Here is a 24801-nt window from a genome sequence, read left to right on the forward strand (position 1 = left end):
ACAATCTATATCAAGTGGCGGACACCGAATTCAACTACCATATTTGGTGGTCCGGACCTGAAAGTTTTCACCTACGGGTCGAGTTTGATCGTTGGCAATCTTGGATTTATCCCGCTATCCTTCCGGCCGTGTCTCAGGCAGATCCAGGTTTGGTCGAGCTGCTGCAACGGCTGATTCGAATCCCGAGTGTCAATCCGGCGTTTGCCGATGACGCCCGGATCGGCGGGGAACGACTTCTGGCGGAGTTTGTTTCGGACCTGCTTGCGAAAGCGGGATTTCGAGTCGAATGGGTTGAGGAGATTTCAGGCCGGCCGAATGTAATCGCTCGCCATGGTCCGGATAGCCCTTCGCGCACGATTCTGCTGGAGGCACACCTCGACACCCAAGGGGTTCACGGCATGGTTGTGCCCCCCTTTGAAGGACTTATTCGGGAGGGTCGGGTTTATGGGCGGGGCGCATGTGACACCAAGGGACCCCTCGCAGCGGCACTGTGGTCGCTTACGTCCTCTCGGCTCGCGGCCGCGGCGGAACAGGGCGTACAAGTCATTTTTGTCGGCGCCATCGGGGAGGAAAAGGGCAACCTCGGCGCGGAGCAGTTGGTCGAGCGAGGCCTGGGCGCCGATGAGGCCCTGATTCTGGAGCCGACGGAATGCGCCGTTGTGCGGGCTCACAAGGGGACGCTCTGGTATGAATTGGAGGTGATCGGCCGGGCCGCTCACGGTTCTGCGCCGGAGCGGGGGGTCAGCGCGATCGGTGGGATGATTCATGCGCTAAAGGAAATCGAGACGGAAGCCAGACAGGCCGCAGCGGCGAGGCCGAACGGGGTGCTTGGGTCGCCCACGTTGAATATCGGCGTGATCCGCGGGGGGACTGCGATCAACATCGTACCCGAGCGGTGCGTGGTTGAAATCGACCGGCGCACGGTTCCCGGCGAGTCGACGTCGGCCATTTTGGAATCGGTCCGAGAAGGCTTGGCGCGGCTCAAGCGACAGGGCCTCCTCGTGGATTGGATCCTGACGACCATCAAGGACGGTCCGCCCTTCGAGACATCGGCCGAAAGTCGGCTGATTCGTCGCTTGTGCGCTGCCGCTGAATCCGAGGGCTTGCCTCCCAGGGTTGAGGGTGCGCCATGGTTCAGCGATGCCGGCCCTTTTTCCCGCACCTGTCGGGAAGTTGCCGTTTTTGGCCCGGGGAGCATTCGGCAGGCGCACACCGCCGATGAACATATTGAAATCGCTGAGTTGGCGCGGGGCAGCCGGATTTTGGGGGAGTTTTTCGACCAGCTCGCGCAGGAGATGGCGACGCGGTGTTGAGTCGTCGTGCCGCCATCATCCTCTTTTTGGCCGCCGTGGCCTGTTGGTTTGGGCTTGCGTCCGCGAATTTGTTGTTCGGAGAGCTCAATCAGGATGAGGGGTGGTATCTTTACGCCGCGCGATCCGTTTACGAAGGCCGTTGGCCGTACCGCGATTTTGCATTCACGCAAGGGCCGATGCTCCCCCTGGTGTACGGAGCGGCAGCGCCATTTTGGTTGCCCTTTGGCGTGGGCGGGGGCCGGGCATTTACCGCACTGCTTGGCCTAGCGTCGATCGTTGTTGCGGCAGTGTGGGCGGGTCGACTCGCTCCGAGGGGCCGGCGGGCGTTCGCGGCTTTTCTTGCTTTCGCAGCGATCGCGGTCAATGTGTACCACAGCTATTTCACGACGGTCGTCAAAACGTATTCGCTCGCGGCGCTGCTCCTCGTGCTCGCCTTCGCGCTTCTCACGCCGTCGGGCCAGCCGGTCGTTGCCCCGTTTAGGTTGTTTCTTTCCGGATTTCTGCTGGCGGCCGCGGCGGCGACCCGGATTACTCTCGGCCTTGCGCTCGCTGCAACAGGCTTGGTGGCGATCATCCATCGACGCGAATTCGGACGGCTGGGGTGGGTATGGTTTGCAGCGGGCGGGACGGTCGGCTTGCTTTTGCTTTTAGGGGTATTCTACCGGATGTCGCCGGAGGTTTTTCGTTTTTTTATGTTCGAATACCATGCCATGCGGGACTCGGGGGGCGCCTTGAAGGCGCTCGCCTTCAAAGTCGGGTTTTTGTCCCGATTGTCGCAGGGCTATTTCGTCCCCATAGCTGCCGGTGTGGGACTGGCGGCGGTCAGCTGGTTGGGCTTTCGTTCGGGCGCGCCTCGGCAGTCCGCTGTCGAGCGGGCGGCCTGGCTGACGGTGGCGCTCGTTACCGTAGCCCATGTGGCGGCGCCTTTCCCTTATGATGATTATCAGGTGCCGATTTTCCCGCTGTTTGCGGCGCTGGTGGCAGCGGGCTGGGCGCGGACGCCTTTTTTCCAGACGCCCTTTTCGGCGTTGGCATCTTGCGGGTTCGCCCTTGCCGTGAATGTCATGGCATCGGTGTCGTCGCCGATCAACCAGTCGTGGCTGATTGTGGGTCGCGACCGAATCTGGTGGAGGATGCGTGAACAGCCCTCGTTGCTGCAACTTCGCGAGGTTGCGCGGCGGGTGCGCAATGCAGCGGGCGAGGAGGGCGAAGTGTTGACGCAGGACACCTATCTGGCCGTGGAGGCGGGGCTCCGCGTGCCCGCGGGATGGGAAATGGGGGTCTTCAGTTACTACCCCGACTGGTCCCTCGAGCGCGCGGAGGCGTTCCATGTGGTGAATCGTGAACGGGTCCTCGAACAGGTAGATCGTTCGCCAGCCCGGGTGGCTGCGCTTAGCGATTACGCCTTCAGCATCGCTGCGCCGGCGATCGCGCCGCTGCCGGAAGACGAGCGGCGCGCGCTGATCCAACGGATCGAACGCCGCTTCCCCTTGGCGGAGACCGTGCCGCATTTTGGCCAGGGCAACACCACGCTTCGGTTGTTCGTTCGCCCGCAGTGAAACTGTCGATCGTCATTCCGGCCTACAACGAGGAGCAGCGGCTTCCGCCGACGCTGCGCGCCTACCTCGAATATTTCGAACCCCGTTATGGAAACGAGTTCGAATTGATTGTGGTGGTCAACGGATCGCGAGACGGCACCGAACGCGTGGTCCGCGAGCAGATGCCCATGCACCCCGCTCTGCGCGTGATCGTTGAACCGCGGGCGATCGGGAAAGGCGGCGCCATTATCCTTGGTTTCCGCGAGGCGAAGGGTGACCGCGTCGGATTCGTGGACGCTGACGGCGCGACGCCCCCGGAGGCGTTTGACGACCTCGTGCAGCATCTCGATGACGCCGGCGCGATCATTGCCTCGCGTTGGTTCAAGGAGTCCCGGGTCTACCCGCCTCAGCCGTTGCGCCGGCGGATCGCCTCTCGTGTGTTCAACTTTTTAGTGCGGCTCTTGTTTCGGGTGCCGATCCGTGACACTCAGTGCGGCGCGAAGGTCCTCAGCCGCCAGGCCCTCGAGGCCGTCTTGCCCGAACTTGGCATCACGCGGTGGGCGTTTGACGTGGATCTCGTTTTCAAGCTCCGCAGAGCAGGTTTTCGGATCATTGAGCGCCCGACCGTTTGGCATGACATCGGCGGTTCCCAGCTCAAGATTGGCCGCGCCTCATTGGAAATGTTTGTTGCGATTGTTCGGCTTCGGTTGTTGTATTCGCCGCTGCGCTGGGTGGTCACGCTCTATGACCGGACTCTGGGCCGCGTGGTGCATCTGAGTCGATAGCCATGGACGATTCGGTTTCCAAATACGAGGGGAAGCTTGTGGCGCACGGCTTGTTGCTCGTGGCGCTGACCGGGATTGCGAATGTGGCGAATGTGGTTTTCCACATGATCATGGGCCGGAAATTGACCGGGGATGAGTATAGCATTCTCGCCGCCCTATTGAATCTAATGCTCGTCCTTTCGACGCCAATGGACGCCCTGCGCAGCGCGATGGCTCATTTTTCGGCGCGTGCCCACCGCGCGGAGAGTCCCTCCGTCGCGCGAGCGATCGCGCGCCGTTGGAGCTTTCGAATCGGTGCCCTGGCGGTTCCAGCGGGCGTTGCGATGTGGGCGGCGCGCGCGGAGTTGGCTCGTTTCTTTCATCTTGCCGACAGCGCTGCCATCGCCGTGGTAGCCGCAACGCTACCCGCGTTTATGCTCCTGCCCGTCCTGGCGGGCGTCCTGCAGGGCATGCAGGCTTTCTGGTGGTTCGGAGCCGCCGTCCACGGCGTGAATGTGGCGAGGCTTGCGCTGGGATGGGCATTTGTCATGCTCTTTGCCGCGACGGCTTTTTACGCTGTGCTTGCCCAAGGGATCGCAATGGCCGCCGGCGTGCTCGTTGCGGTGGCGGCCGTTTGGTGGATCACGCGCGCGGATCGCTCCCGGGCCGAGGCCCCGAGCGGGATCGGGCCGTATTTTCTGAAATCGATGCTCCTGCTGGCGGGCTACGGCGTACTGATGAACAGCGACGTCATGCTCGTCCGGCATTTCCATCCCGCCGCCGCGGGGGAATATGCCTGGGCGGCGACTATTGGGCGCTCCATCGTGTTTTTGCCCATGCCGATCGCGATGGCGATGTTTCCAAAAGTGATTAGCGCGGGCGCGATCTCCCGCTCCTCACGGCTCACGTTGCTCAAGGCGCTGGGCATGGTGCTCGGCATGATCGGCCTCGGCGTTTCGGTCTCTCTGATCTGGCCCTGGCTGCCGCTTTGGATCCTCTACGGGATTCGGGATCCGTCGCCGGAACTGGAACAACTGGTGCGCGCGGTGATGCTGGCGATGTGTCCGCTCGGCGTGGCGTATCTGCTGTTGAATTTTGAAATGGCTCAGCATCGATTTCGCACGGTCCCGTGGCTGCTCACGCTCGCAGGGGCGTATGTCGGAGGCGTCTGGGTCTGGCATGAGACGGTGATGTCGGTGATTCTCGTGCTAGGGCTTGTGTCGCTGGCATCAGCCATGCTGTATCTCTTCGAGCTTTTTCGTCGCAAACCCGAGTCTGCATCCGGGGCGGCCCACGTCTCGCCCAATGCATGAACTCGAATTTCGAAAATTGGGACGCACCGAGCTTAGGCCGCGCTTCGCCTGCAGATCGCTAATGTGCGGGAGAATGCTCGTCCCAATCCGGTAATCTCAGACATGGCCATCGAATATGAGAAGGATCTCAACCCGGAGCAATTGGCTGCCGTAATGGCGCCGGACGGGCCCGTTCTGGTCATCGCCGCGGCCGGAACGGGAAAAACGCGCACGCTCACCTATCGAGTTGCGAGGTTGGTCGAAAGGGGCGTTGAGCCGTCGCGCATCCTGCTTTTGACCTTCACGAACAAAGCGGCGCGGGAGATGCTCGAGCGGGCCCGCCATCTCGCTGGTGACGAAGTGGGCGGGTTGTGGGGCGGCACCTTCCACCACATGGCCAATCGGATTCTTCGCCGGCATGCGGAGGAAATCGGATATCGATCGGATTACTCGATTCTCGACCAGGATGACGCTCGAACCTTGCTGAAGGCGGCCTTGGATGAACTAGACCTCACTGGGAAGCATTTTCCAAAACCGGACGTTCTGCTGTCTCTGTTCAGTCTGGCCGACAGCCGGCAGGAGCCATTGGAAAGCCACGCCATTGCCCGTTTTGGCGACCACTCCATCGACGTGGGGGACATCGTGCGCGTCCGCGAGCTCTACCAATCCAAAAAGCGCGCGGCCAATGCGATGGATTTCGACGACCTCCTGGTGAACGGCCTCCGGCTTTTTCGCGAACACCCCGATATCCTCAACCGGTATCAGGAGCGATTTGTTTACATTCTGGTCGACGAATACCAGGACACTAATGCGATCCAGTCCGCGTGGGTTGACCTGCTGGCAGAAAAACGACGAAATCTTTTGGTGGTCGGCGACGATTTTCAATCCATCTATTCCTGGCGCGGAGCAGATTTCCGGAACATCCTCTCATTCCCCAAGCGGTATCCAGAAACCTCGATATTCAAGCTACAAACCAACTATCGCAGCGTGCCCGGCATACTCGGCGTTGCGAACGCCTGTATCGCCGGGAATCCGGACCAGTTCCAGAAAACGCTTCGGGCGGTGCGTCCGCCGTCGATTCGCCTCCCCGTTCTCGTGCGACTCCGCGATGGTGATCAGCAGGCGCTGTATGTCGTCGACCGGATTCGACGTCTGCGGGCGGCCGGCCGTTCGCTTCGTGACATTGCCGTTCTTTACCGGGCCCATTATCACGCGCTCGAGCTGCAACTGTTGCTGACGCGAGAGCGGATCCCGTTCGTGATCACGTCTGGCGTTCGGTTTTTCGAGCAGGCGCACATCAAGGATGTCTGCGCGCCGCTACGCTTGGCCGCAAACCCATCGGATGAGCTTGCCTTCCAGCGGCTTTTGCAATTGTTTCCCAAAACGGGCCAGAAAACCGCTCGAAAGATTTGGGACGCGCTCGGTCGGCGCTTCCATCCTCTTGATGCGAGGGCGCGCGCGACTGTGGGCGAAATGCTGCCTGCGGCGGCCCGCGAAGCGTGGAGTCGCCTGGAGGATACACTGGCCGCGGCGTCGGGTGAGCCGGCGCCGTTTCTTGAGAAATTCGTCGATGCCTTCTACGACCAGTATGCGATTGAAACCTTTGACAATTATGCTCGGCGACGGGAGGACCTCGACGAGCTGATTGTGTTTACCGCGCAGTTTGCCGACATCTCCGAATTCATTCAGGAGATGGCGCTCCTGACCAATCTGGACGCTGAACCCGATGATCCGCATGCTGGACGCGCGGATGCCGTGTGCCTCAGCACGATTCACCAAGCCAAAGGTCTCGAATGGTCGACCGTCTTTGTGCTCTGGCTCTCGGAGGGCATGTTTCCCTCGCACCGATCGATGGGCGACGCCGAGAGCTACGCGGAGGAGCGGCGTCTGTTCTATGTGGCCGTCACGCGGGCGAAAGATGACCTGTTTCTCTGTGTCCCTGCCGTTCATCGGAGCCGGGACGGGGGCGAAAACTACTATCTCCCCTCGCGCTTCGTCACCGAGATTCCCCCTCACCTCGTGATCCGCGAAAATTACTACGACTGAAGGCTCTGATGCGCTTCGGCGCAAAGGGCGGCCGAATCGCGCTCCAGGTCTATCCGCCCAGGATTCGCTGGTCAGTCGCGGGAGCCTCCGCTACAACATGTGCGCCGTTCGTTCTGCGGAGAGAGACCTGCTGTGCTGGCAAAAGTCAATTCAGGCGCTGTCTACGGGGTGGAAGCCTTTCCGGTGGAAATCGAGGTTAACGCCGGCTTAGGTGAATGCAAAGTGGTGATTGTCGGACTTCCCGACACGGCAGTGAAAGAAAGCGTTGATCGCGTTTGGACGGCGCTCATCAATTCGGGATTTGCGCCCCCGATCGGCCGGACGACCATCAATCTGGCGCCGGCGGATATCCGCAAAGAAGGGCCGTGCTTCGACCTGCCCATCGCATTGGGCATGCTCGCCGCCACGGATGCGATTCCAATCGACGGTCTTGATCGCTGGGTCGCGGTGGGTGAGCTCGCCCTCAGCGGGGAGGTCCGGCGTGTCCGCGGAGTGTTGCCGATTGCCATGATGGCGCGCAAACAGGGTTGTGCGGGGTTGCTAGTTCCCCCAGACAATGCGGAAGAGGCGGCCGTGGTCGAAGGACTCGCCGTTTACCCTGTGCGATCCTTGCGCGAGGCTGCCGATTTCGTTTCCGGCAAAATTTCCTGCCAGCCGGTCCGAGTCGATGCGACGCGGGAATTCGAATCGCTCAGCGCCTATGAAGAAGATTACGCCGATGTCAAAGGACAGGAATTCGCCAAACGAGCGGTTGAGGTCGCGATTGCTGGAGGACACAATCTGCTTCTGATCGGACCACCGGGCACCGGTAAATCGATGCTGGCCAAACGCGTGCCGAGCGTCTTGCCACCCATGACGATGGAGGAGGCGCTGGAGACGACCAAGATTCACAGCATTGCGGGGATTTTGCCGCCGCACCAGGCACTGGTGGCGAAACGGCCCTTTCGCGCTCCGCACCACACGATCTCGGACGCCGGGCTGCTCGGCGGGGGGACTCATCCGATGCCTGGCGAAGTCAGCCTCGCGCACAACGGCGTGTTGTTTCTCGACGAGCTGCCGGAGTTTCATCGAAACGTGCTGGAAGTGATGCGCCAGCCCCTGGAAGACGGATTTGTGACGATTTCCCGAGCTTCGGCCAGCGTAACGTTTCCGTGCCGCTTCATGCTGGTTGCGGCGATGAATCCCTGCCCCTGCGGCTATTATGGCGATCCGAAGCGCGCCTGCCGTTGCACGCCGATCCAGATCCATCGCTACCGTTCAAAGATTTCCGGGCCGCTGCTGGACCGCATAGACCTTCACGTCGAAGTTCCCGCCGTCCAGTACCGTGAGCTGGCGTCCGAGGCGAGGGGTGAGCCGTCAGCCGCCATCCGTGAGCGCGTGATCCGCGCACGGGCTGTCCAGCATCGGCGTTTTCAGGGCAACCCGCGCGTGACCTGCAACGCGGCCATGCGAGCGAAGGAAACCCAGCTTTATGCAAGGCCCGGACCCGCGGCGCAGGAAACGCTGAAGATGGCGATCCAGGAGCTGCATTTCAGCGCAAGGGCCTACGATCGAATTTTGAAAGTGGCCCGAACGATCGCTGACCTCGAGGGCAGCGAGACGATCGAGGAGCGCCACGTCTCTGAAGCATTGCAATATCGGGCCCTCGACCGGCAGTGGTCCCCTTAATTGGCGCCCGCGTCGTCTGGGCTGCCAGATGCCGGCGATAGGCTCCGGACTGTGCCATTTTTCATGCTATGGAATTTCCAGTCGATGGAAGACCTACGGATTCAAGTTTCCATACGATGGAAATCCGGACAGGCGGTTCGCGCGCGTTTCACCGCGGCTCGGCAAGCCAAATTTGATAGCGGCCATCGCGTTCGACGCTCCAAATGACGCGGCCGCCTGCGGTTCGAGGCTCACGATCTTCTTCGTTGTTGTCCGTCAATCGAACAATCGGGCCCTTCAAATCCCAGGCGTAAATTTCGGCGTCCCAATTCCCTTCGAAGCCGGTCCAGACCACGAGGTTGTCGCGGATTTCGGGATGCGTATCGTCAAACGAATTGGCCGTGACCTTGATGGTTCGCGAGCCATCGAACAGGTAGATTTCGTAGTCGTCGCCATCGAACCCTTGCCAAACCACCTGGCCGCTCCAAATTCTTGGATTGACGTCGTCTTCGATATTGTCGCTGATTTTGATGGTTTGACCTCCGCGATGGAGGAAAATGTCGGACTCCACGGCGGGGTAGCCCTCCCACGCGATCTGGCCGTCCCAAAGTACGGGAGAAACATCGTCGTAAAGGTTGCTGGTGATCTGCGTGGTAGCGTCGCGGTCGGCGTCGTAGAGAAAGATTTCGTAGTCGGACCCGTCCCAGCCGTACCATACGACCTGGCGCCGGTGAACCTTGGGAGCCATGTCGTAGAAGAAATTCGTGGTGAGTTGTTTGTTTGCGCCATCGTCCCAGACCATGATTTCCCAACCGAACGGAAATCCTTTCTCTTTCTGATAGGCGATCAGCCTGCCCGAGAACGAGGGCATGAAATCATGGCGCGCATCGCGAGTAACCCTGAGAATTTCACCGGTGCCGGGCCAGAAATTAATTTCGACGACGCCGCTGGGCAAACGGCGATACTGTTGTTCTGGTGGCAGTTGAACGAATCGCTCGACCACCTCGCCGAGTTCGTTGGTAACGCGGACGATGATAGATGTTGGCGGGGCTACCGGCTCAAAGACCTGCTCATCGCCCTGCATTGTAACCCTATAAAGAGCAGGGAGTTCCGTTGCGCCAACGTCGCGATCGGGAACTTCTCGTAGTACCCACGAATGGGGTTCGCTGACATCCGAGTAGTTTGCAATCCAGACCACGGCGTCGCCATCGACAAAGGGCTTGTTGTTTCCGGTGAATTCGCCAGCGTGGTCGCGCGTTAGATTCTGCCTGGCTCCGTTCCGCCAGAGCACAATGTCCGACTGCGTGCCCTCAGCGACATTTGTGTCGAATGCGACCCAGGCTGCGAGCCCGGATTCTGAAATGACGGGTTCTCGATTGATCAGGGAGTCGTCTGCAATTTGGCTGGTGTTGAAATCCAAAGCGCGGGAAGTACTGGCGGCGAATAGGGCAAGAGCAAGGATTTTCGCAAGCCGATCGCCTTTATGCGAGACGCAACTCATCGTGCGCTTGAATTGATGAATCTGGCTTTGCTTTCGCCCCGTGCTGCGTAACGTTTTCCAATAGAAAACGTCTGTGTTCTAATCCATGATGAGAGAAAAGGCAATCCATCAAGATTCGCGGAACACCGTGCTGCGGGGATGTAGTTTGATTAAAACGTTTTAGGAAAAACACGATATCGGCATAACGCCGATTTACGCACTCGGCGAAACCGGCGGAGCTATTTGCTCGTCTGGAGATTCCTCCGGCATCGATTTCACCCGGTTCGGATCGGGGATCGGCCAGTCCGGCCCCCACCGATGGGCGTCGCTCCAGTAGTTCAAAGGCTTTTCCGACTTCATCCGTTGATCTACGAGGCGCGGGTCCATCTTCTCGTCGATTGTGCCCCGCATGCGCGCCATGTCTCGCCCCAACCGTTCGATGGACTTCAATGTCGCGTTTACCATAACGCGTTCGAAATTCATGCGCATCAGGACAAGGTTCAGGCTTTTTTCAATCGTAGAGCGCTGGAGGTTTCGAGCCATCTCGTCCGCCCACCAGACGGGAATCCGCGTTCCCAACTCGGATTGGACAGCAGTTCCTCCGAATCGGGTTTGAAGGGCCAAGATTGCAGCCAGCCGGAGGTCGAAGAGCAGAGAGGCGGTGTATGCCGCGGAATCAGAGCTGGCCGATAGCAAAATGATCTCGGAGGAGCCCTGAAGAGGGGCGAGCTGGCCGCGAACAATGATCGATTGAATATGTGACCGGAGCTGGGTAGGGACGATTCGGCGGGGATCCGGAAATACCGCGGCGTAATACAGCGGCCGTTCAGTAATGAATTCCACCAAGGGGATGATTTCGCCTGACCGAATGGAATCCAAGATCGTATACTGGGCATTCGCGACCTCTTCATCGGCAAAAACTATGATATCTCGCCCTAAAATGGACAGCATGCTGTTTCCTGTGGTCCAAAGCTGCTGGTCGAGTTGGGCGCGGAAGTAACCGTCCCGGTTGAAGCCCGGCTTGCGCCGGGCGAGGGGAAAGCCTCCGATAATATGTGCGGCGACGTCGGAAATTTGGTTCTCGCTATTTTTCCGATAAGTCACAAGGATCGCCGCAACTTCGCCGAGGTTGATATTCGGATTTTCTTGCAGACCCTTGGAAATAACGTTTCGCAAACGCGCCAACAATTCGGGCTCAGAGCCGAAAATGGCATCCAAGAAAGCCGCACCGAAAGCCTCGGAGGCAGGGATCTCTCCGATGGTTTCTCCAGTTTCGAGCAAGTAACGGATTTGGTCTCGGAAATCAAAAGCGAGCTTGGTGAGCCGGTGGCCGCGGAAGCCGATGACCAAACCGGCGATCCCCACCACTGCGAGCAGAAAAACGGCGATTACGATTTTGCGCCGCTTCATACTGTAGAAATTACCCATCGGGGGGCAGGATGGCAAGGCCGATTTGGTCGGGGGCAATCGAATCCCTTTGGGCACGTTGAACCGTTTTTCAACCGATGCTGCGGATATGACGTCATTTGAGAAGGATCAAGATTTTTGAACCGTTTGCGTCCAAATGAAAGGCGGTTCGGGGATGGCGTCGAGATCCCGCTCGAGACGCCGTTTGCAAGGATGGAGCGCGAAGCAGGTTATCCGGTATTTTACTGATTGATGGTCAGTCGGTCGCCTGTTGAGAATCTTTTGGGATTGTCACGGAATCGACCAGACTGGTAGCGTTTGGTCTTGTCTGGTTGAATCGGTTTTGCATAAATGGAATGTGAAAGGAGATTTGCAGTGAAAGCGGGGGCCATCATCTGCATTGCTTGGATCACCATCTTTCTAACCGGTTGTGAAACACCATCTTCCAAAATTGGCCGATTGCGCCTGGGCATGACACCCGAAGAGGTTCGTGACCAACTGGGTGAGCCCACGGCTATTAGGGCCGCCAAGGTGTTCGAAGGTGGGGAAACTCAGATGGTATGGGAATACCTCTCGGGTTTTTCCTTTCGGCCGAAAGATTACTGGGTGTTTTTCGAGAACGACCGGGTGGTGCAATGGGGGGAACCGGGCGACTTTCTAAGCCGGCAAAACGTGATCGAGGATTATCGGCCCGTCAAGACGGCTCGCTAGTAGGCGTAAGCCCGATATCGGCCGGAAAAGCGCTTTTTGTTTATCGGCGTGCGATGCGGGCATCGATGAGCGTACGATGTCGTGATTTGGCTGCGGGATAATTTTAGGCGCTGGCCAACGCCGCTCCGGTGGCTCGTCGTCCTGTTTATCTCATCGTGGCTGATATCTCCCGATTCACTTCGAGCGCAAATTCTTCGCATTGGCCCGTTTGATTTGTTTGCAGTGGGGCGCCTTGACGCCGTGTACACCACCAATGTGGAACGGCAGCGCGAGAGCGAGGCCACGGCCGAGATGGAGGACTACTACCTCATTGCCGGCCTAGAGATGAATTCAGAGGCTTATGTGTCGTATTCAACGACCTTGACGCTGGAAACCGGTGTGGCATGGGAAAAACATTTTGTTCGCGAAGACCTCGATAATTCCACAGCGCCATTCGGCAGATTGTCCCTCGAATCGAAGACCGACCTGCGGACACTGGACATCAACGCATTTTTCCGGTGGGAGCATATGTCGGAATCGGCGGAAACGGTCTACATCCCTGGCGGCCGTAGCTCAAAAACGCGAAATCCCAATACGCTCATGAGTTACGGCGGGGGAGTGGCGTGGGAGAACGATCCGTTTCGCTTGTTCGCGGATTATGAGTTTACGTCGCGTCGATATGAAAAGGAGGAGTTTCAGGAGGGCGACGAGGATCAGACCACGTTCAGGTGGGGCGGCAATTGGCAAATTCGAGAAAATCTTGGAGCTCGATACGAAAACGAGCGGCGGTTGACCGAACGGGTCAACAGCCCGGATGCCGAAGAAGACTGGGAGACCACGGAACGCATAATGCTGGATTGGCGCCTGCGCCTGATTCGCCGGCCTGAATTCACGTATTCGGTGGGTTTGCAGAAGGAAGACACCGACGAAGAGGAGGGCGCATGGGAATTTCGCCACGAATTTGCCATTCGAGACCAGATCGATATTACACCCCGCTTGAAGCTAGCCGGTCAGGCCATGTATTCCATTGAAGACAACGAGGAAGCCGATGACATCAATTTCACCTATGGCGCCACTCTCGACCACGAAATCAGCTACACGGCGCGCCAGTCGCTTTCCTTGACGCGGGAGCCCCGGGCTACGTTCGGCTCGACAAAAGACACGGATACGACGTCGATTCGGTACAATTTTTCGAAAATCGATTTATTTATCGCTGATTTGAGCCTAAATTTAGGAATAGGTTACGAAATCAACCGGCCGGCGGACGGACCGGAAGAGCGAATGTGGACCTACAACGCGAAGCTGGAACACGAGCGGGCGCTTTCCAGGCGCCTGCTGCGGAAACTTTCATATGATTATTCGCGAGAGACCTCAAATCTCGATGAGGAGCCGCTTGTAGAGCACCGCGTGACGTGGTCGTATGAGTACCAGTTTTAGATTGGGGTTTGCTTCAGTTGCCCTTCTCTTCACGATTTTGCTTCGGGGCCTTCTCGCGGCTGTCGCGGACACAGCGATCCCCGCGTCGCCTCGCACAATCATGTCAGGCGATCGTCTCAGGATTGTCGTCGTCGAGGACGACCAGTTGTCCAAGACCTATCCCGTCGCGGGCGATGGAACCATCGATTTCGGCTTCATTGGGCGGATTCCCGTGGATGGCCTGACCACGGAGCAGGCGGCTGCAAAGCTAAAGAGCGTTCTGGAAAAGACTTACTACAAAAGGGCGACGGTTTCCGTCGAAGTCGACGAGTTTGTCGAAGGGTCGGTCATGATCGTCGGTGCGGTCGCTCGCCCGGGCCCCATCGGCTATCAGGGCGACCAGATCCTTACGCTGATGGAAGCCATCGCGCTGGCAGGAGGACTGAACGCCAACGCGGATGCCAGCAACATCCGGATCCTGCGGTGGCGGCCCGGCGCCGGGCTCCAGCGTCAGATCATACAAGTCGACGTCAAGTCCATGTATGAAACGCTTGACTTCAGCAAGGACCAGTTTCTTCGGCCTCGGGACATGGTCGTGGTGCCGACGTTGGGCCGCGGGGAAAAGATGGCAGAATTCCTTGCCCTCGGCGAATTTGCGCGTCCCGGATTCCACCCGCATTCGCCGGGAATGAACATCATTCGGGCGGTGGCTTTGGCGGGAGGCATCAATCGCGAGGCCCGGATGGATGCAGTCCGACTCCTGCGGCCGGACTCGGCGAACGGAACGTACCAGGCCATCCCAGTCGATCTCTCCCGCCTTTTTGGCGCGGCGGACATGACTATGAATATTCCCGTGTTGCCGGGCGACATCCTGTTCGCACCTTCGGCAGCGCAGTCCTCAAGCGGGAGAATCTATCTGCTGGGGGAGGTATCATCGCCCGGGATTTACCCGCTTCCTTTGCAGGGGGAGGCGACGTTGGCGCGTACGCTTTTGACCCACGGCGGATTCAGCAAGTTTGCCAACACCTCCCGCGTTCGTATCCAGCGCACCGCCCCCGGAGGTCAGAAGCAGGTTCTCGAAGTGGATGTTGGCCGAATTCTCAAAACGGGATCGTTTGAAGAGGATGTGCCGCTCCGAGACGAGGATGTAATCATCGTTCCCGAGCGGATTATCTTTTAGCGCATGAGAAAAATTATCGAACCGCCGGCGGTTCCCAGAACGATTGGTCCCAACTTGCCGGCACAGGATTCGTCGGCGCGGGCGCAAGCTGATGTCACGCCGCAGCCAGCGCCCACGAAGTCATTCGATCTTGTCGACCTCAAGCATTACTTTCACATCGTCGTCAAGCGAATCTGGCTGGTTGCACTGTGTTTCTTCATTTCGCTGAGCGTGACAATCGTCAACATGGTCAACCAGGTGCCCGTGTATCGCGCCTCGGCCTCGGTCGTACTAAGCCGGGGACTGAACCTGCCGGAACGCCTGAAGGACCGCGATCTCGAAAATGTCTTCGGCGACATCATCGATACGCAGATGCGGATTCTCCAGTCCGGGACGTTGATCGCTCGCGCCCGCGAGCGGTTGAACCGACCGCCCGAGGAAATTTCCGCTAAGCTCCAACGGATTTCCGTGTATCCGCTCGGGCGCGCGTCAATTCTCGTCGTTTCCGTCGACGCCCTCGATCCTCAGTTCGCGGCTGATTTTGCCAACGCGATGATCGACGCCTACATGGACTACAAGGCGGAAGAGCGGATGGAAACATCCCAGGCAACGGTCATCAGCCTGACCCAGCAGGCCAACCGGCTCCGCGAGGAGCTCAAACGCGCGGAAGAGCGGGTGCTGGCCTTCAAGCGGGAAAACAGCGTCATCGCCATCGAAGAGCGGGGAAATGTTGCCGCCAAGATGCTGGCCAATCTTTCCAGCCGCGCTGCGGAATGTCGCGCGGAGCGGATGATCCTGCAGGCGCAGCAACCGCTGCTCAACGAAGCTTCAGACGAGGTCATTCTCCAGATGCTCGGTTCTCCGGCCCCATCTCTGGCGCAGTTGCCCATTGCCAGCGTTGTGGATCGCGGGACCAACTTCGCCATGTCCTCTGGCGCCGAAGGCCTGCTCGAGCGGGGTGTGCTCAACCGGCCTCGCTGGTCCGAGCTGAGACAGGAGAAATTGAACCTTGAAGGTCGACTCGCGATGATGCGGGAGAAGTTCAACGACAACCACCCCCAAATTCAGATCACGCTGGCCCGGATTCGCGAAGTGCAGGCCGAGATCGATCGGGAGGTTCAGTTCGCTCTGCAGCAGTTTTACTCCCAGCTTGAATCCCTCCAGTTACAGGAGAAGGCAATCAACCGCGCCGAGCGGGAATGGGAGGCGGAAGCCCTCGATGTCTCCCGCAAGGCCGATGAATATGCCGCGCTCCTCAGGGACGTGGCGCGACTTCGCGGCCTGTACGATCTGATATTCAACCGATTGAAGGAAATCGACATTACCATCGGAATCGAACCTGAAACCATTCGGCCGCTGGAGCGGGCGCGCCCTTCGTCCACGCCGATCACCCCTCGGCGCCTGCAAAGCCTGTTTCTGGCTGCGGTCATCGGCTTGGGGATCGGAATCGGGCTGGTCTTTGCGTTGGAATTTCTCGACGATTCCATCCGCTATCCCGAGGATGTCCAGAAGGCGCTCCGCGTTGAATTCCTGGGCATAATTCCCGCCGCGAGTTGGGACCCGGAGGATCTGAAGTCTAGGCTGCTCTCGAATATCGATCCCAAGAGCGGCCTGGTCGAAGCCTATCGGAATGTGCGGTCCGCGTTGTTGACCCTATGCAGGGAGAGGGATGTCCGATCCCTGGCGATCACATCGGCCGTTCCCAAAGAGGGCAAAACAACGACCGCCATCAACCTGGCCATCAGCCTCGCGCAGGCAGGAATGCGTGTGCTGCTCATTGACGCTGACCTGCGGCGGGGCGAATTGCACAAATTTTTTGGCCTTGAAGGCGGCCGCGGATTTTCAGACGTGCTGAGCGGACAGGCCAAACCGGAATCGGTCATCCAGCGTACGACGGTTGCCAATCTCGATCTGGTTGCGACCGGCCCATTTCCGCCAAATCCGGCGGAGCTGGTCTTGAGACCTGAGTTTGGCGCGTTCATGGACTACGCGCGCCGCGCTTACGACCGGATCCTCTTCGACTGCCCGCCGGTTATGGCGGTTTCGGAATCGGCCATGATGGCATCGCAGGTGGAAGGCACGGTGTTCGTGATTTGGGCGGGCCAGACCTCCCGGCGGCTTGTTCAACTTTCGCTTCAACTGGTCCGCCAGCGCGGCGGGTCCGTTCTCGGGTGCGTGCTGAACAACTTGGAGTTTGGCAGAGTGGGGTACTACTACTACTCGACCTATTACGGATATTATGGGTATGACTACGGGTACGAACCTTCGCCGTCCGCGGTGTCAACGTCACGTCGAACAGGGTAGGAGCGAACCCTAACCATGTTGCTTCACCGCGGACAACGGATTTCACTTCGCCGTGTCGCTCTGATCGCCAGCGACATTGTGGGAATCGTTGCGGCCATCTGGTTGTCCGCCTTGTTGCGCCTTGGCCCCGAACAGGGTGCGGATTTCATGGAACAAAACATCGGCTCGATTTTGGCGTCGGTTCTGATCAGTCTGGTCGTGTTTTATGCCGTTGGCATGTACGAGCGCGAAGCCCTCATCAAGCGCCATGCCTCCTATTCGCTTCCCTTTCTCGGCGCGGCGCTCGCCCTGGTCGTGATAATCCTCATTTTTTATGCTCGGTTTCAATCTCAGGTCGGCCGCGGGATTCTGCTGTTGAGCGGGGTCTTTATCTTCTTCTTCGCTTGGGCGTCCCGCGCGGCCTATCGCGCCATCATCCGCAGCGGCATGTTATCCAAAAATGCTATGGTCATCGGAGACGGCCAGGAGGCGGTTGAAGCAGTTCGGCTGATTCGTTCTGCTCCTGACGCGGGCCTTCGCATCCGAGGCATTGTTGCCGCGCATCGAATTCAGCCGGGAACCCTCATCGCAGGGGTCCCCGTCGTCGGGCAAATCGAGAGAATCCGGGAACTTGCGGATGCTTTCGAAGTGGAAACGCTGATCGTCGCCACATCCCTATCCCGCGAACCTGCCGTGCTGAGGATGCTGCGCCCATTGCGGTGTTCGGGGATCGAAATGATCGATTACGTCTCTCTTCATGAGCAATTGGCCCAGGAAATCCCGATCGATCACATCAACGACGAATGGCTGATGAGCGCCGCGATGAACAGTTCCGTTATCCACATTCGGAAAATCAAACGGATTCTGGATTTTTCGGTCGCCCTGGTCGGTCTGCTTGTGGGAGCTCCAATCATGGCGTTGACAGCGCTCCTGATCCGGCTCGATTCGAAAGGCCCGATCCTGTACCGACAGCAGCGCGCGGGATTGAGCGGCCGGATCATCACGGTCCTCAAATTCCGGTCGATGCGAACGGATGCCGAGGCGCAAACCGGCGCCGTGTGGTCGGGTCTCGTCGACCCGCGGGTGACCCGAGTGGGGCGTTTCATCCGCAAATGGCGCATCGACGAACTGCCTCAGCTCATCAATGTTCTCCGCGGGGAGATGAGTCTTGTCGGGCCGCGCCCTGAGCGGCCTGAATTCATCGAGATGCTGGCTTCGGCGATTCCATTTTACCGCGAACGGCTGATGGTGCCTCCCGGGATTACCGGCTGGGCTCAGGTCAAATATCCTTATGCGGCAAGCATTGAAGCGGCGCGCCGGAAGCTGCAGTACGACCTTTATTACATCAAGCACATGAGTTTATTTCTCGACCTTCTAATTCTCCTGCGGACGTTCAAGACGATTATCATGGGTCTCCGACACAGCGAGGAAGAGGTCATCGAAACCGGGCCTCGGGGCGAATTGAGTGTCCTCCCGCAGCCCGTGCAGGGAAAAGCGGTCGAAACGGCATGAACAGCCGTTCCGTTTCCGCGGCCTGCCCGGTCGACTTCGAGGTGTTGCCCGATCCCGTGCGATGGGTTGTGGTCCATACGCGCCCGCGGCGCGAGAAAAAACTCGCCGATGCGGCAATGCGCGCCGGTATCCATGTTTACCTTCCGCTTCGGGCGCGCACGCATCAATACGGCAATCGGAAGCGAACCTTTGAGTCGCCACTTTTTTCCGGTTACGTCTTCTGCCGCGGCGACATGGCCCAACGCCGATGGCTTCGCCAGAACCAAAATGTCGCCAACCTTCTCGACGTTGTCGCCCAACAGGAGCTTGCTCGGCAGCTCGAGCAAATTCATTTGGCGCTCGAGTCCAACCTTCTGGTCGATGTGATGCCCTTTTTGGAGGCCGGGCGGCGCGTCAAGATTACGGCCGGCCCCTTGAAGGGTTGCGAAGGGATTGTGATTCGGATGAGCGGCCGCGCGCGAGTTGTTCTCAACGTCGATGTTATCCGCCAGGCGGCAGTGCTCGAAGTCGACAGTTCCGTCTTGGCGCCCCTGTCGTAGATACATGTGGATTCAGCTTCGAAATTGGGCCGCTGGCGCGATGCCGCCGGCAGTCCGTCAAATGGCGCGAGAATGGTATTATCCGCGAAAAATCGCCCGTTATTCGGCGGCTGACTGGCTCCCCGCAGATGGCGTCCACCGGCTCGTCTCCGCTGGCTCGGTCGTCGTCGATGCCGGTGCGAATGTCGGATACATCACGGCCACGCTCGCCCGCTGGGTGGGTCCGGAGGGCCGTGTTCACAGCTTCGAACCCGTGCCATCCACATTTGCCGTCCTGCGGCGGACCGTGGAACACCTGCGCCTAGGGAACGTTATTCTGCACCCCTGCGCACTCTCGGATTCCGCCGGCGAGGCGAAGGTCCATATTCCATCGTTTGCTGACGGTCGCGAAAACTTTTATGAAGCATCGCTGCACGTTCATCCGTGGAACACGTATTCCGGTCGGTCGTTCTCCGTCCGGACCGCCACGTTGGACGACGAACTGGGGTCCGATGCGGAACGCGTGCATTTCATGAAAATCGATGTCGAAGGCCATGAAGAACCCCTGCTGCTTGGGTCGCGCCTCGTCCTACAAAGGGCTCGTCCAGCGTTGTTGATTGAAATTGATGGTTCATTGGACGATGAGTCAGTTTCAGCCGGTCGCGTGGCGCGGTTCCTTGAATCTTTCGGATATCGTCCGTATTTCTGGCGGAATGACTGGTGTCCCCGACAGCGGGGTGAATCGGCGGTGGACTACTTTTTTTTGATGCCTCATCATGTCTCCGCATGAACGCAAAGTCCCCTTTTTCAACGCTATCCATCGTCATCCCCGTCTACAACGAGGCGCGAACGGTCGAAACCATCCTAAATAGGGTCCGTTCGGTCGACGTGGGTTTGCGCAAAGAGATCATCCTGGTTAACGATTGCTCGACGGACGGCACGCGCGAGGTTCTCGAGCGTCTCGCGAAGGAGGACCCGACCCTTGTGGTCTTGCACCACGAACGCAATCGCGGCAAGGGCGCCGCTCTCCGAACGGGATTCGCTCGGGCCACTGGCGATATTGTTCTCATCCAAGACGCCGACCTCGAATACGATCCCCGCGAATATCCGCAGTTACTGCAGCCGATTCTGGACGGCCATGCGGATGTCGTTTATGGGTCGCGTTTTATTGGCGGCGGGCCGCACCGGGTTCTTTTCTTCTGGCACATGGTGGGAAACAAGTTCCTCACGCTTCTCTCCAACATGATGACGAACCTTAACCTCACGGACATGGAGGTCTGCTACAAGGTCTTTCGCCGCGAGGTGTTGCAAGGGATCGTGATCAAAGAGGAGCGTTTCGGATTCGAAGTCGAGATCACCGCCAAGGTCGCCCGAAAACGCTGCCGAATTTACGAAGTTCCCGTCAGCTATCACGGCCGCACCTACGAAGAAGGCAAAAAAATCAATTGGAAAGACGGTGTTCGCGCCCTCTGGTGCATCATTCGCTACCGGCTGGCGGACTGACCTCAACAGGGACAAACCGGCCATTGCACCAATCGTTTGGATCCGCAACGTAGCGGTAGAATCTCCGGTCGGCAAATGCCCGAACTAGGCACGGTACAAGATCGAGATATTCCCCACGGGCGTAAATGACCCGGCCGGTCAGAGCGGGGTCATTGAACAGAAATCCGGAGGAGTAGCGGAACCGGATTTCTGGCGCTCCTGAGTCGATCAGGACAAGGCTCGAAGGCGGCAGTTCCCGCAGGGCGCGTTCGTGCAGGCACCGGTTCGCTTGCTCGTAGTCCGGACCATAGTTTCGAAAAACAACCTGGGGCCAATAGGCGCCGACGGCATGGGCGAAGCTGGCAACCACGACCGCAAGAACAACGAACCGCCTCGCAGGAGAAGCCCCTGCCCATTCTCTGAGTCCGAAGGCCAACAGGACGAGCATAACCGGGGCGAGATTGTAATAATACCGGGCCTCGTATTCATGGCCCAGATAGTCGTAAAAAAAGTAGACGCCGACATGGACAGCCGTGGCGATGACCAAAAAACGTACTCTTCGGTCCATAACGCGAAGGAACGCAAAACCGAGCAAGGGCAGGGTCAGCGGCCATCCGAGCAACGCTTGGTCGAAGCGGATGAGGCGATGAAGAGATAGTTGCGCGGCATCTGCGAGCTTGAAATGTTCGCCAACTCCGAAGCGGGATTGGAACATTGGAAACAGGCTCTGATCCGTTGTAAAGCCGTACCCAATCGCTGCCCAATGACCATACGCTTTTTGGTTCCACAGCAAGATCGCCACGAATGCGGGCAAAAAGCCCATCAGCAGATGCCGGCTCGATCGCAGGATTTCCAAAACTGCGCGGGGGGCTGAGAGTAGCAGGCCGGTCGCAACCGCGGCAGCCGAAATCAAAAATTCGTGCGGCCGTATAAGGAAGCTCAATCCGTACGCGAAGCCGGCCAAGACGTTGAGAAAAGGCGCTCGAGGCATGTGTAGCGCCGAGACCAAAGCCCAAGAGCCGGTTAAGAATGATGCAAGAAAGGTCGTATGGGACATCATGGATCCGGCTAAGAGAATTGCCAGCGGCGATACGGCGAATGCGGCAGCGGTGGCGCGCGCTACCGATTCGGTAAAAAATGAGCGCGCCAGAAAGTACGATGCCACTAGCACGAGGAGGTGAGCGAGGAGGAGAGCAGCATTCGAGTATCCAAGGAGTTGGCCGATTGCCAAGAGCAGTGCGTGGCCGGGGGGGTATTTCGTGAACCATTTCCCATCGTTTGTGATCAGGACGTGATGCTGAAAAAAAGCCAGCGGGCAGGGGGGAGCAGCGGCTACGAGTTCGCCGCCGGCGAAGATTTTCGCCTGAAAGAAGTGGCTGATCGCATCGGTTACATGCGGGATGCTGTCGAACAAAACGTGAAAGGAAATGGCCGCGCTCAAGGCGCCACCAAGCATGAGCAGGGCAAGAAACGCGGGCGCGGACACGCGCGGCGCGCCCATCATTGTCCGCGGCGAAACGATTCCGCGCCGAAATAAAGCCGTCAGTCCGGTTGCGACCAGCGCGAGAGCAGCCCAAACCTGCCCGGTCGCCATTCTCGCCACCGTTTCAGCGCTCAACTCATGGTCGGCCGACAATAATCGACCTGCCAACGCGAGCGGATAGATGCCGACCTGCCACAAGATAAGAAGAATCACCCCCGATGCGATGATGGCCACGGGAAGAGGCGCCGTTTGCGATGTCGGGAACGTCATGTTCGGGTAATCACGACGTCCTTCAGGAGGGTATCCTTGTCCAGCTTCGTCGCATGCCAAGCGTCCATTTGGCGCAGGATGAAACGCCCCGCGGCCAGCATAAAGCTCAATCCGCTGGCGTAAAGGGTCGCTTCCCGGATGAGCGAGTCGGGGTTCAGCAGGAAGCATCCGGCAGAAAGGAGGACGAATCCGCCAACCACCAGGGTCTCGATTCGGAAGAACCGACTCAATCCCTTTTGAAGTCTCGAAGTGGGCCAGTCGGGAAGAATCTTTTTGGAAAAGAAGTGAAAAAGCAGTCCAGTAGCGGCCATCAGTTCGGCGCTCAGCACCAGCGGCAGTCGCATAGCGGCAGGGGACAGCGCCGCAGCCAGCAGGAGCGCAAGCGCGCATGTCCAAAACATACGGAGGGGCGTATAGAAAAGTGCGGTCACGAGAATGACGTGCAGAAACATGAAGCCGTCTCGCAGAACCCTCAATTTGCTCGTTCCCTGCCGTTCATGATAGGGCATCGGAATCTCTCCGATATGGATGCGGGGATCGAGAAGACAACGTGCGCTCATGGCCGGCGTGAAGGACAGCCCGCTGGGGAGGGGCAGGATCAACGGCAATAGCGAGCGCTTCAGGATCCGCATTCCGGAGGCCGTGTCGCGGACAATCCGGCCTGAAATCGCGGACAGAAGTATCGCATACAAGGTGTTGCCGACTCGCCGGATCAGAGGCATTCGGCTGTTCGAATGCAGCCTTGAACCGAGCACAATATCCGCGCCGGTTTTTTGCATCTCGTTCCACAGGTCAAAAAGAAACGCGGGATCGCACGTCCCGTCCGCGTCCATAAACGCCAAAATATCACCGGAGGCCACGGCGAATCCGGTCTCGATGGCCTTCCCATATCCGCGATTTTTCCCATATTCGACGACTGTGACTCCCGGCAGACTGCGCGCCAGTTCGGCCGTCCGATCCCGGCTCCCGTCGCTCACGACGATGATTTCGACTCGCGCGATGTCCTTCGGAAAGGAGGCGGGATTCTCGGCGACAGCCAGTGCCCGCCGCAACGTGTTTAGAATCGCGTCCTCCTCGTTATAGGCGGGGATCACGAGAGAGATGATTTGGCCGGACAACGCGCTCGGAGGGAACATGTTTTTTTGTTTATACTCGATGGATCGCCTTTGATAAAGTATGAGTACGTTGGCATGGCCAAGGATCATCCCGGTTCGGCGCCGTCCTTTGACGGATTCGCTCGCCAGTACGATGAGGCCCTGCATCGCGGCTTGGTGCTATCCGGTGAAACCAAGGAGTTCTTTGCGCGCGAGCGGATACGCATACTCCGGAATGTTATGCAAGAGCGGGCGTTTTCGCCGCGCCGGATTCTGGACTTCGGTTGCGGTACGGGAGGATCCATTCGATACTTGTTGGAAATTCCCGGAGTGCAAAGCGTGACGGGGGTTGATGTTTCAGAGGCCTCCTTGTCAGTTGCGGCGGCGGTTCATCCGCATGTGCGTTTTTGCCCGCCGCATTCCCTGGCCGACGATGAGCAGTTCGACCTCATCTTCGCCAACGGAGTTTTCCACCACATCCAGCCCGGCGACCGGCCTTCAACCCTTGCATGGATCCGCAGACGACTGGCGCCGGGCGGCTGGTTCGTTCTTTGGGAAAATAATCCTTGGAACATCGGGACTCGATGGGTCATGAAACGGATCCCGTTCGACCGCGATGCGATTCCGCTCTATCCCCGGGCAACGCGTCGGATGTTGCGAGCCAACGGATTTCAGGTTGTCGATCAGTCGTTCTGGTTTATTTTTCCGGCTTGGCTGAAGTTTTTTCGCCCTTTGGAGCCTTGCCTCAGCCGCTGCGCTATGGGCGCCCAGTACCAAACAGTTTCCGTGGCGGCATAGATCGACGGTTTCTCCGTTGACAGTATTCATTACGTTTAGTACGTTCTAAACAAATGAATCGCGGCGCAGGAGCCCCTCAGGCGGTAATGGAGCTCGTCGAGGCGGGCGGACGGACGGCTCAGGCGTTCGGTTTTCCGAGGCTCATGGGCCAGTTATATATGTTGTTGTATCTTTCGCCGGAGCCGCGTTCGCTCGAGGATATTGCGAAAGCGCTGGGTGTGAGCAAGGCGAGTGTGAGCATCGCGGCACGCAATCTGGCCTTGTGGGGTGCCGTGCGCCGCGTATGGATAAAAGGCGATCGGCGCGACTTTTATGAGGCGGTCGTCGATGTCCGCGCCATTTTGAACGGCGGCGTCCTGCCTGCTGTGACGAAAAAATTGGAATCGGCTCGACTCCAAATCCAAAGATGTCTCGAATTGGTAGAGACGGACGGCGGCGATCCGAACACAAAACGGTTCCTGCGTGACCGCCTGAATTTGGCCGAGCAACGGCGTCGGCGGGTAGCTAGCCTCATCGACCACCCTCTGCTTCGGCAGATCCTCTGAGGGACGGCAGCCCCTTATGGGGCGAACCATAGTTCAGTTGATGGCTTCGATTCCCGTGTTGGGA

The 24801-nt window shown here is 58.7% G+C and carries 20 protein-coding genes; 16 read left to right on the top strand and 4 right to left on the bottom strand.

Going from position 1 to position 24801, the window contains the following annotated elements; genetic code table 11:
* Positions 1–128: 128 nt before the first annotated feature.
* The 6 genes from NZ740_05035 (at position 129) to NZ740_05060 (ending at position 8621) form a co-directional block, all read left to right on the top strand.
* Positions 129–1313: a M20 family metallopeptidase gene (locus tag NZ740_05035; protein ID MCS6771373.1), complete on the top strand. Its 1185-nt coding sequence runs from the start codon at positions 129–131 to the stop codon at positions 1311–1313.
* Positions 1307–2872: a hypothetical protein gene (locus NZ740_05040; GenBank protein MCS6771374.1), complete on the top strand. Its 1566-nt coding sequence runs from the start codon at positions 1307–1309 to the stop codon at positions 2870–2872. The genes NZ740_05035 and NZ740_05040 overlap by 7 nt, the downstream gene beginning before the upstream one ends.
* Entirely contained in the window at positions 2869–3636 is a 768-nt protein-coding gene (locus NZ740_05045; protein MCS6771375.1) for a glycosyltransferase family 2 protein, read from the top strand. The genes NZ740_05040 and NZ740_05045 overlap by 4 nt, the downstream gene beginning before the upstream one ends.
* A 2-nt stretch (positions 3637–3638) precedes the next feature.
* A complete protein-coding gene (locus NZ740_05050) occupies positions 3639–4928 on the top strand; it encodes a hypothetical protein (GenBank protein MCS6771376.1) in 1290 nt (429 codons plus the stop codon).
* A gap of 102 nt (positions 4929–5030) precedes the next feature.
* Positions 5031–6953 (top strand): UvrD-helicase domain-containing protein, encoded by a 1923-nt coding sequence (locus NZ740_05055; GenBank protein ID MCS6771377.1) that lies wholly within the window; start codon positions 5031–5033, stop codon positions 6951–6953.
* 132 nt (positions 6954–7085) lie between these two features.
* Positions 7086–8621, top strand: a complete 1536-nt coding sequence (locus NZ740_05060; protein MCS6771378.1) for a YifB family Mg chelatase-like AAA ATPase — start codon at positions 7086–7088, stop codon at positions 8619–8621.
* A gap of 148 nt (positions 8622–8769) precedes the next feature.
* Here the strand turns inward: NZ740_05060 and NZ740_05065 are convergent, their stop codons facing one another.
* Together NZ740_05065 and NZ740_05070 are read right to left on the bottom strand one after the other, a co-directional pair.
* Positions 8770–10101, bottom strand: coding sequence for a hypothetical protein (locus NZ740_05065; protein MCS6771379.1), 1332 nt, complete (start codon positions 10099–10101; stop codon positions 8770–8772).
* 192 nt (positions 10102–10293) lie between these two features.
* The gene (locus NZ740_05070) at positions 10294–11490 is read right to left on the bottom strand and encodes a hypothetical protein (GenBank protein MCS6771380.1); all 1197 of its coding nucleotides are present in this window, start codon (positions 11488–11490) and stop codon (positions 10294–10296) included.
* Positions 11491–11862: 372 nt separating this feature from the next.
* On the opposite strand from NZ740_05070, the gene NZ740_05075 reads away from it, so the two are divergent.
* The 8 genes from NZ740_05075 (at position 11863) to NZ740_05110 (ending at position 20568) form a co-directional block, all read left to right on the top strand.
* The gene (locus NZ740_05075) at positions 11863–12198 is read left to right on the top strand and encodes an outer membrane protein assembly factor BamE (protein ID MCS6771381.1); all 336 of its coding nucleotides are present in this window, start codon (positions 11863–11865) and stop codon (positions 12196–12198) included.
* Between the two features lie 81 nt (positions 12199–12279).
* Positions 12280–13614 (top strand): hypothetical protein, encoded by a 1335-nt coding sequence (locus tag NZ740_05080; GenBank protein ID MCS6771382.1) that lies wholly within the window; start codon positions 12280–12282, stop codon positions 13612–13614.
* Positions 13598–14773, top strand: coding sequence for an SLBB domain-containing protein (locus NZ740_05085; protein MCS6771383.1), 1176 nt, complete (start codon positions 13598–13600; stop codon positions 14771–14773). Before NZ740_05080 ends, NZ740_05085 begins: the two co-directional genes overlap by 17 nt.
* A gap of 3 nt (positions 14774–14776) precedes the next feature.
* Positions 14777–17056 (top strand): polysaccharide biosynthesis tyrosine autokinase, encoded by a 2280-nt coding sequence (locus NZ740_05090; protein MCS6771384.1) that lies wholly within the window; start codon positions 14777–14779, stop codon positions 17054–17056.
* Positions 17057–17071: 15 nt separating this feature from the next.
* Positions 17072–18547 carry a sugar transferase gene (locus NZ740_05095; protein MCS6771385.1) on the top strand — a complete coding sequence of 492 codons (1476 nt, stop codon included), beginning with the start codon at positions 17072–17074 and terminating at the stop codon, positions 18545–18547.
* The gene (locus NZ740_05100) at positions 18544–19086 is read left to right on the top strand and encodes a hypothetical protein (GenBank protein ID MCS6771386.1); all 543 of its coding nucleotides are present in this window, start codon (positions 18544–18546) and stop codon (positions 19084–19086) included. Before NZ740_05095 ends, NZ740_05100 begins: the two co-directional genes overlap by 4 nt.
* Positions 19087–19090: 4 nt before the next feature.
* The gene (locus NZ740_05105; protein MCS6771387.1) at positions 19091–19855 is read left to right on the top strand and encodes an FkbM family methyltransferase; all 765 of its coding nucleotides are present in this window, start codon (positions 19091–19093) and stop codon (positions 19853–19855) included.
* Positions 19852–20568, top strand: coding sequence for a glycosyltransferase family 2 protein (locus NZ740_05110; protein ID MCS6771388.1), 717 nt, complete (start codon positions 19852–19854; stop codon positions 20566–20568). Before NZ740_05105 ends, NZ740_05110 begins: the two co-directional genes overlap by 4 nt.
* Here the strand turns inward: NZ740_05110 and NZ740_05115 are convergent.
* Entirely contained in the window at positions 20543–22300 is a 1758-nt protein-coding gene (locus tag NZ740_05115; GenBank protein MCS6771389.1) for a glycosyltransferase family 39 protein, read from the bottom strand. The two genes, NZ740_05110 and NZ740_05115, sit on opposite strands and share 26 nt — an antisense overlap.
* Positions 22297–23436, bottom strand: coding sequence for a glycosyltransferase family 2 protein (locus tag NZ740_05120; protein ID MCS6771390.1), 1140 nt, complete (start codon positions 23434–23436; stop codon positions 22297–22299). The genes NZ740_05115 and NZ740_05120 overlap by 4 nt, the downstream gene beginning before the upstream one ends.
* A 54-nt stretch (positions 23437–23490) precedes the next feature.
* Between NZ740_05120 and NZ740_05125 the strand changes: the two genes are divergently transcribed.
* Together NZ740_05125 and NZ740_05130 are read left to right on the top strand one after the other, a co-directional pair.
* Complete coding sequence (locus NZ740_05125) at positions 23491–24192, top strand: class I SAM-dependent methyltransferase (protein MCS6771391.1); 702 nt, start codon at positions 23491–23493, stop codon at positions 24190–24192.
* Positions 24193–24245: 53 nt separating this feature from the next.
* Positions 24246–24737 carry a hypothetical protein gene (locus NZ740_05130; protein ID MCS6771392.1) on the top strand — a complete coding sequence of 164 codons (492 nt, stop codon included), beginning with the start codon at positions 24246–24248 and terminating at the stop codon, positions 24735–24737.
* Positions 24738–24801 lie beyond the last annotated feature (64 nt).

It is taken from the genome of Kiritimatiellia bacterium, assembly GCA_025054615.1.
Classification (GTDB): Bacteria; Verrucomicrobiota; Kiritimatiellia; order CAIVKH01; family CAIVKH01; genus JANWZO01.

Excerpts from the sequence above, each read along its gene's own strand:
- NZ740_05085 (MCS6771383.1), top strand. The coding sequence starts at position 13,598 with ATGAGTACCAGTTTTAGATTGGGGTTTGCTTCAGTTGCCCTTCTCTTC.
- NZ740_05115 (MCS6771389.1), bottom strand. The coding sequence starts at position 22,300 with ATGACGTTCCCGACATCGCAAACGGCGCCTCTTCCCGTGGCCATCATC.
- NZ740_05125 (MCS6771391.1), top strand. The coding sequence starts at position 23,491 with ATGGCCAAGGATCATCCCGGTTCGGCGCCGTCCTTTGACGGATTCGCT.
- NZ740_05100 (MCS6771386.1), top strand. The coding sequence starts at position 18,544 with ATGAACAGCCGTTCCGTTTCCGCGGCCTGCCCGGTCGACTTCGAGGTG.
- NZ740_05130 (MCS6771392.1), top strand. The coding sequence starts at position 24,246 with ATGAATCGCGGCGCAGGAGCCCCTCAGGCGGTAATGGAGCTCGTCGAG.
- NZ740_05105 (MCS6771387.1), top strand. The coding sequence starts at position 19,091 with ATGTGGATTCAGCTTCGAAATTGGGCCGCTGGCGCGATGCCGCCGGCA.
- NZ740_05065 (MCS6771379.1), bottom strand. The coding sequence starts at position 10,101 with ATGAGTTGCGTCTCGCATAAAGGCGATCGGCTTGCGAAAATCCTTGCT.
- NZ740_05050 (MCS6771376.1), top strand. The coding sequence starts at position 3,639 with ATGGACGATTCGGTTTCCAAATACGAGGGGAAGCTTGTGGCGCACGGC.
- NZ740_05095 (MCS6771385.1), top strand. The coding sequence starts at position 17,072 with ATGTTGCTTCACCGCGGACAACGGATTTCACTTCGCCGTGTCGCTCTG.
- NZ740_05110 (MCS6771388.1), top strand. The coding sequence starts at position 19,852 with ATGAACGCAAAGTCCCCTTTTTCAACGCTATCCATCGTCATCCCCGTC.
- NZ740_05120 (MCS6771390.1), bottom strand. The coding sequence starts at position 23,436 with ATGTTCCCTCCGAGCGCGTTGTCCGGCCAAATCATCTCTCTCGTGATC.
- NZ740_05070 (MCS6771380.1), bottom strand. The coding sequence starts at position 11,490 with ATGAAGCGGCGCAAAATCGTAATCGCCGTTTTTCTGCTCGCAGTGGTG.
- NZ740_05090 (MCS6771384.1), top strand. The coding sequence starts at position 14,777 with ATGAGAAAAATTATCGAACCGCCGGCGGTTCCCAGAACGATTGGTCCC.
- NZ740_05055 (MCS6771377.1), top strand. The coding sequence starts at position 5,031 with ATGGCCATCGAATATGAGAAGGATCTCAACCCGGAGCAATTGGCTGCC.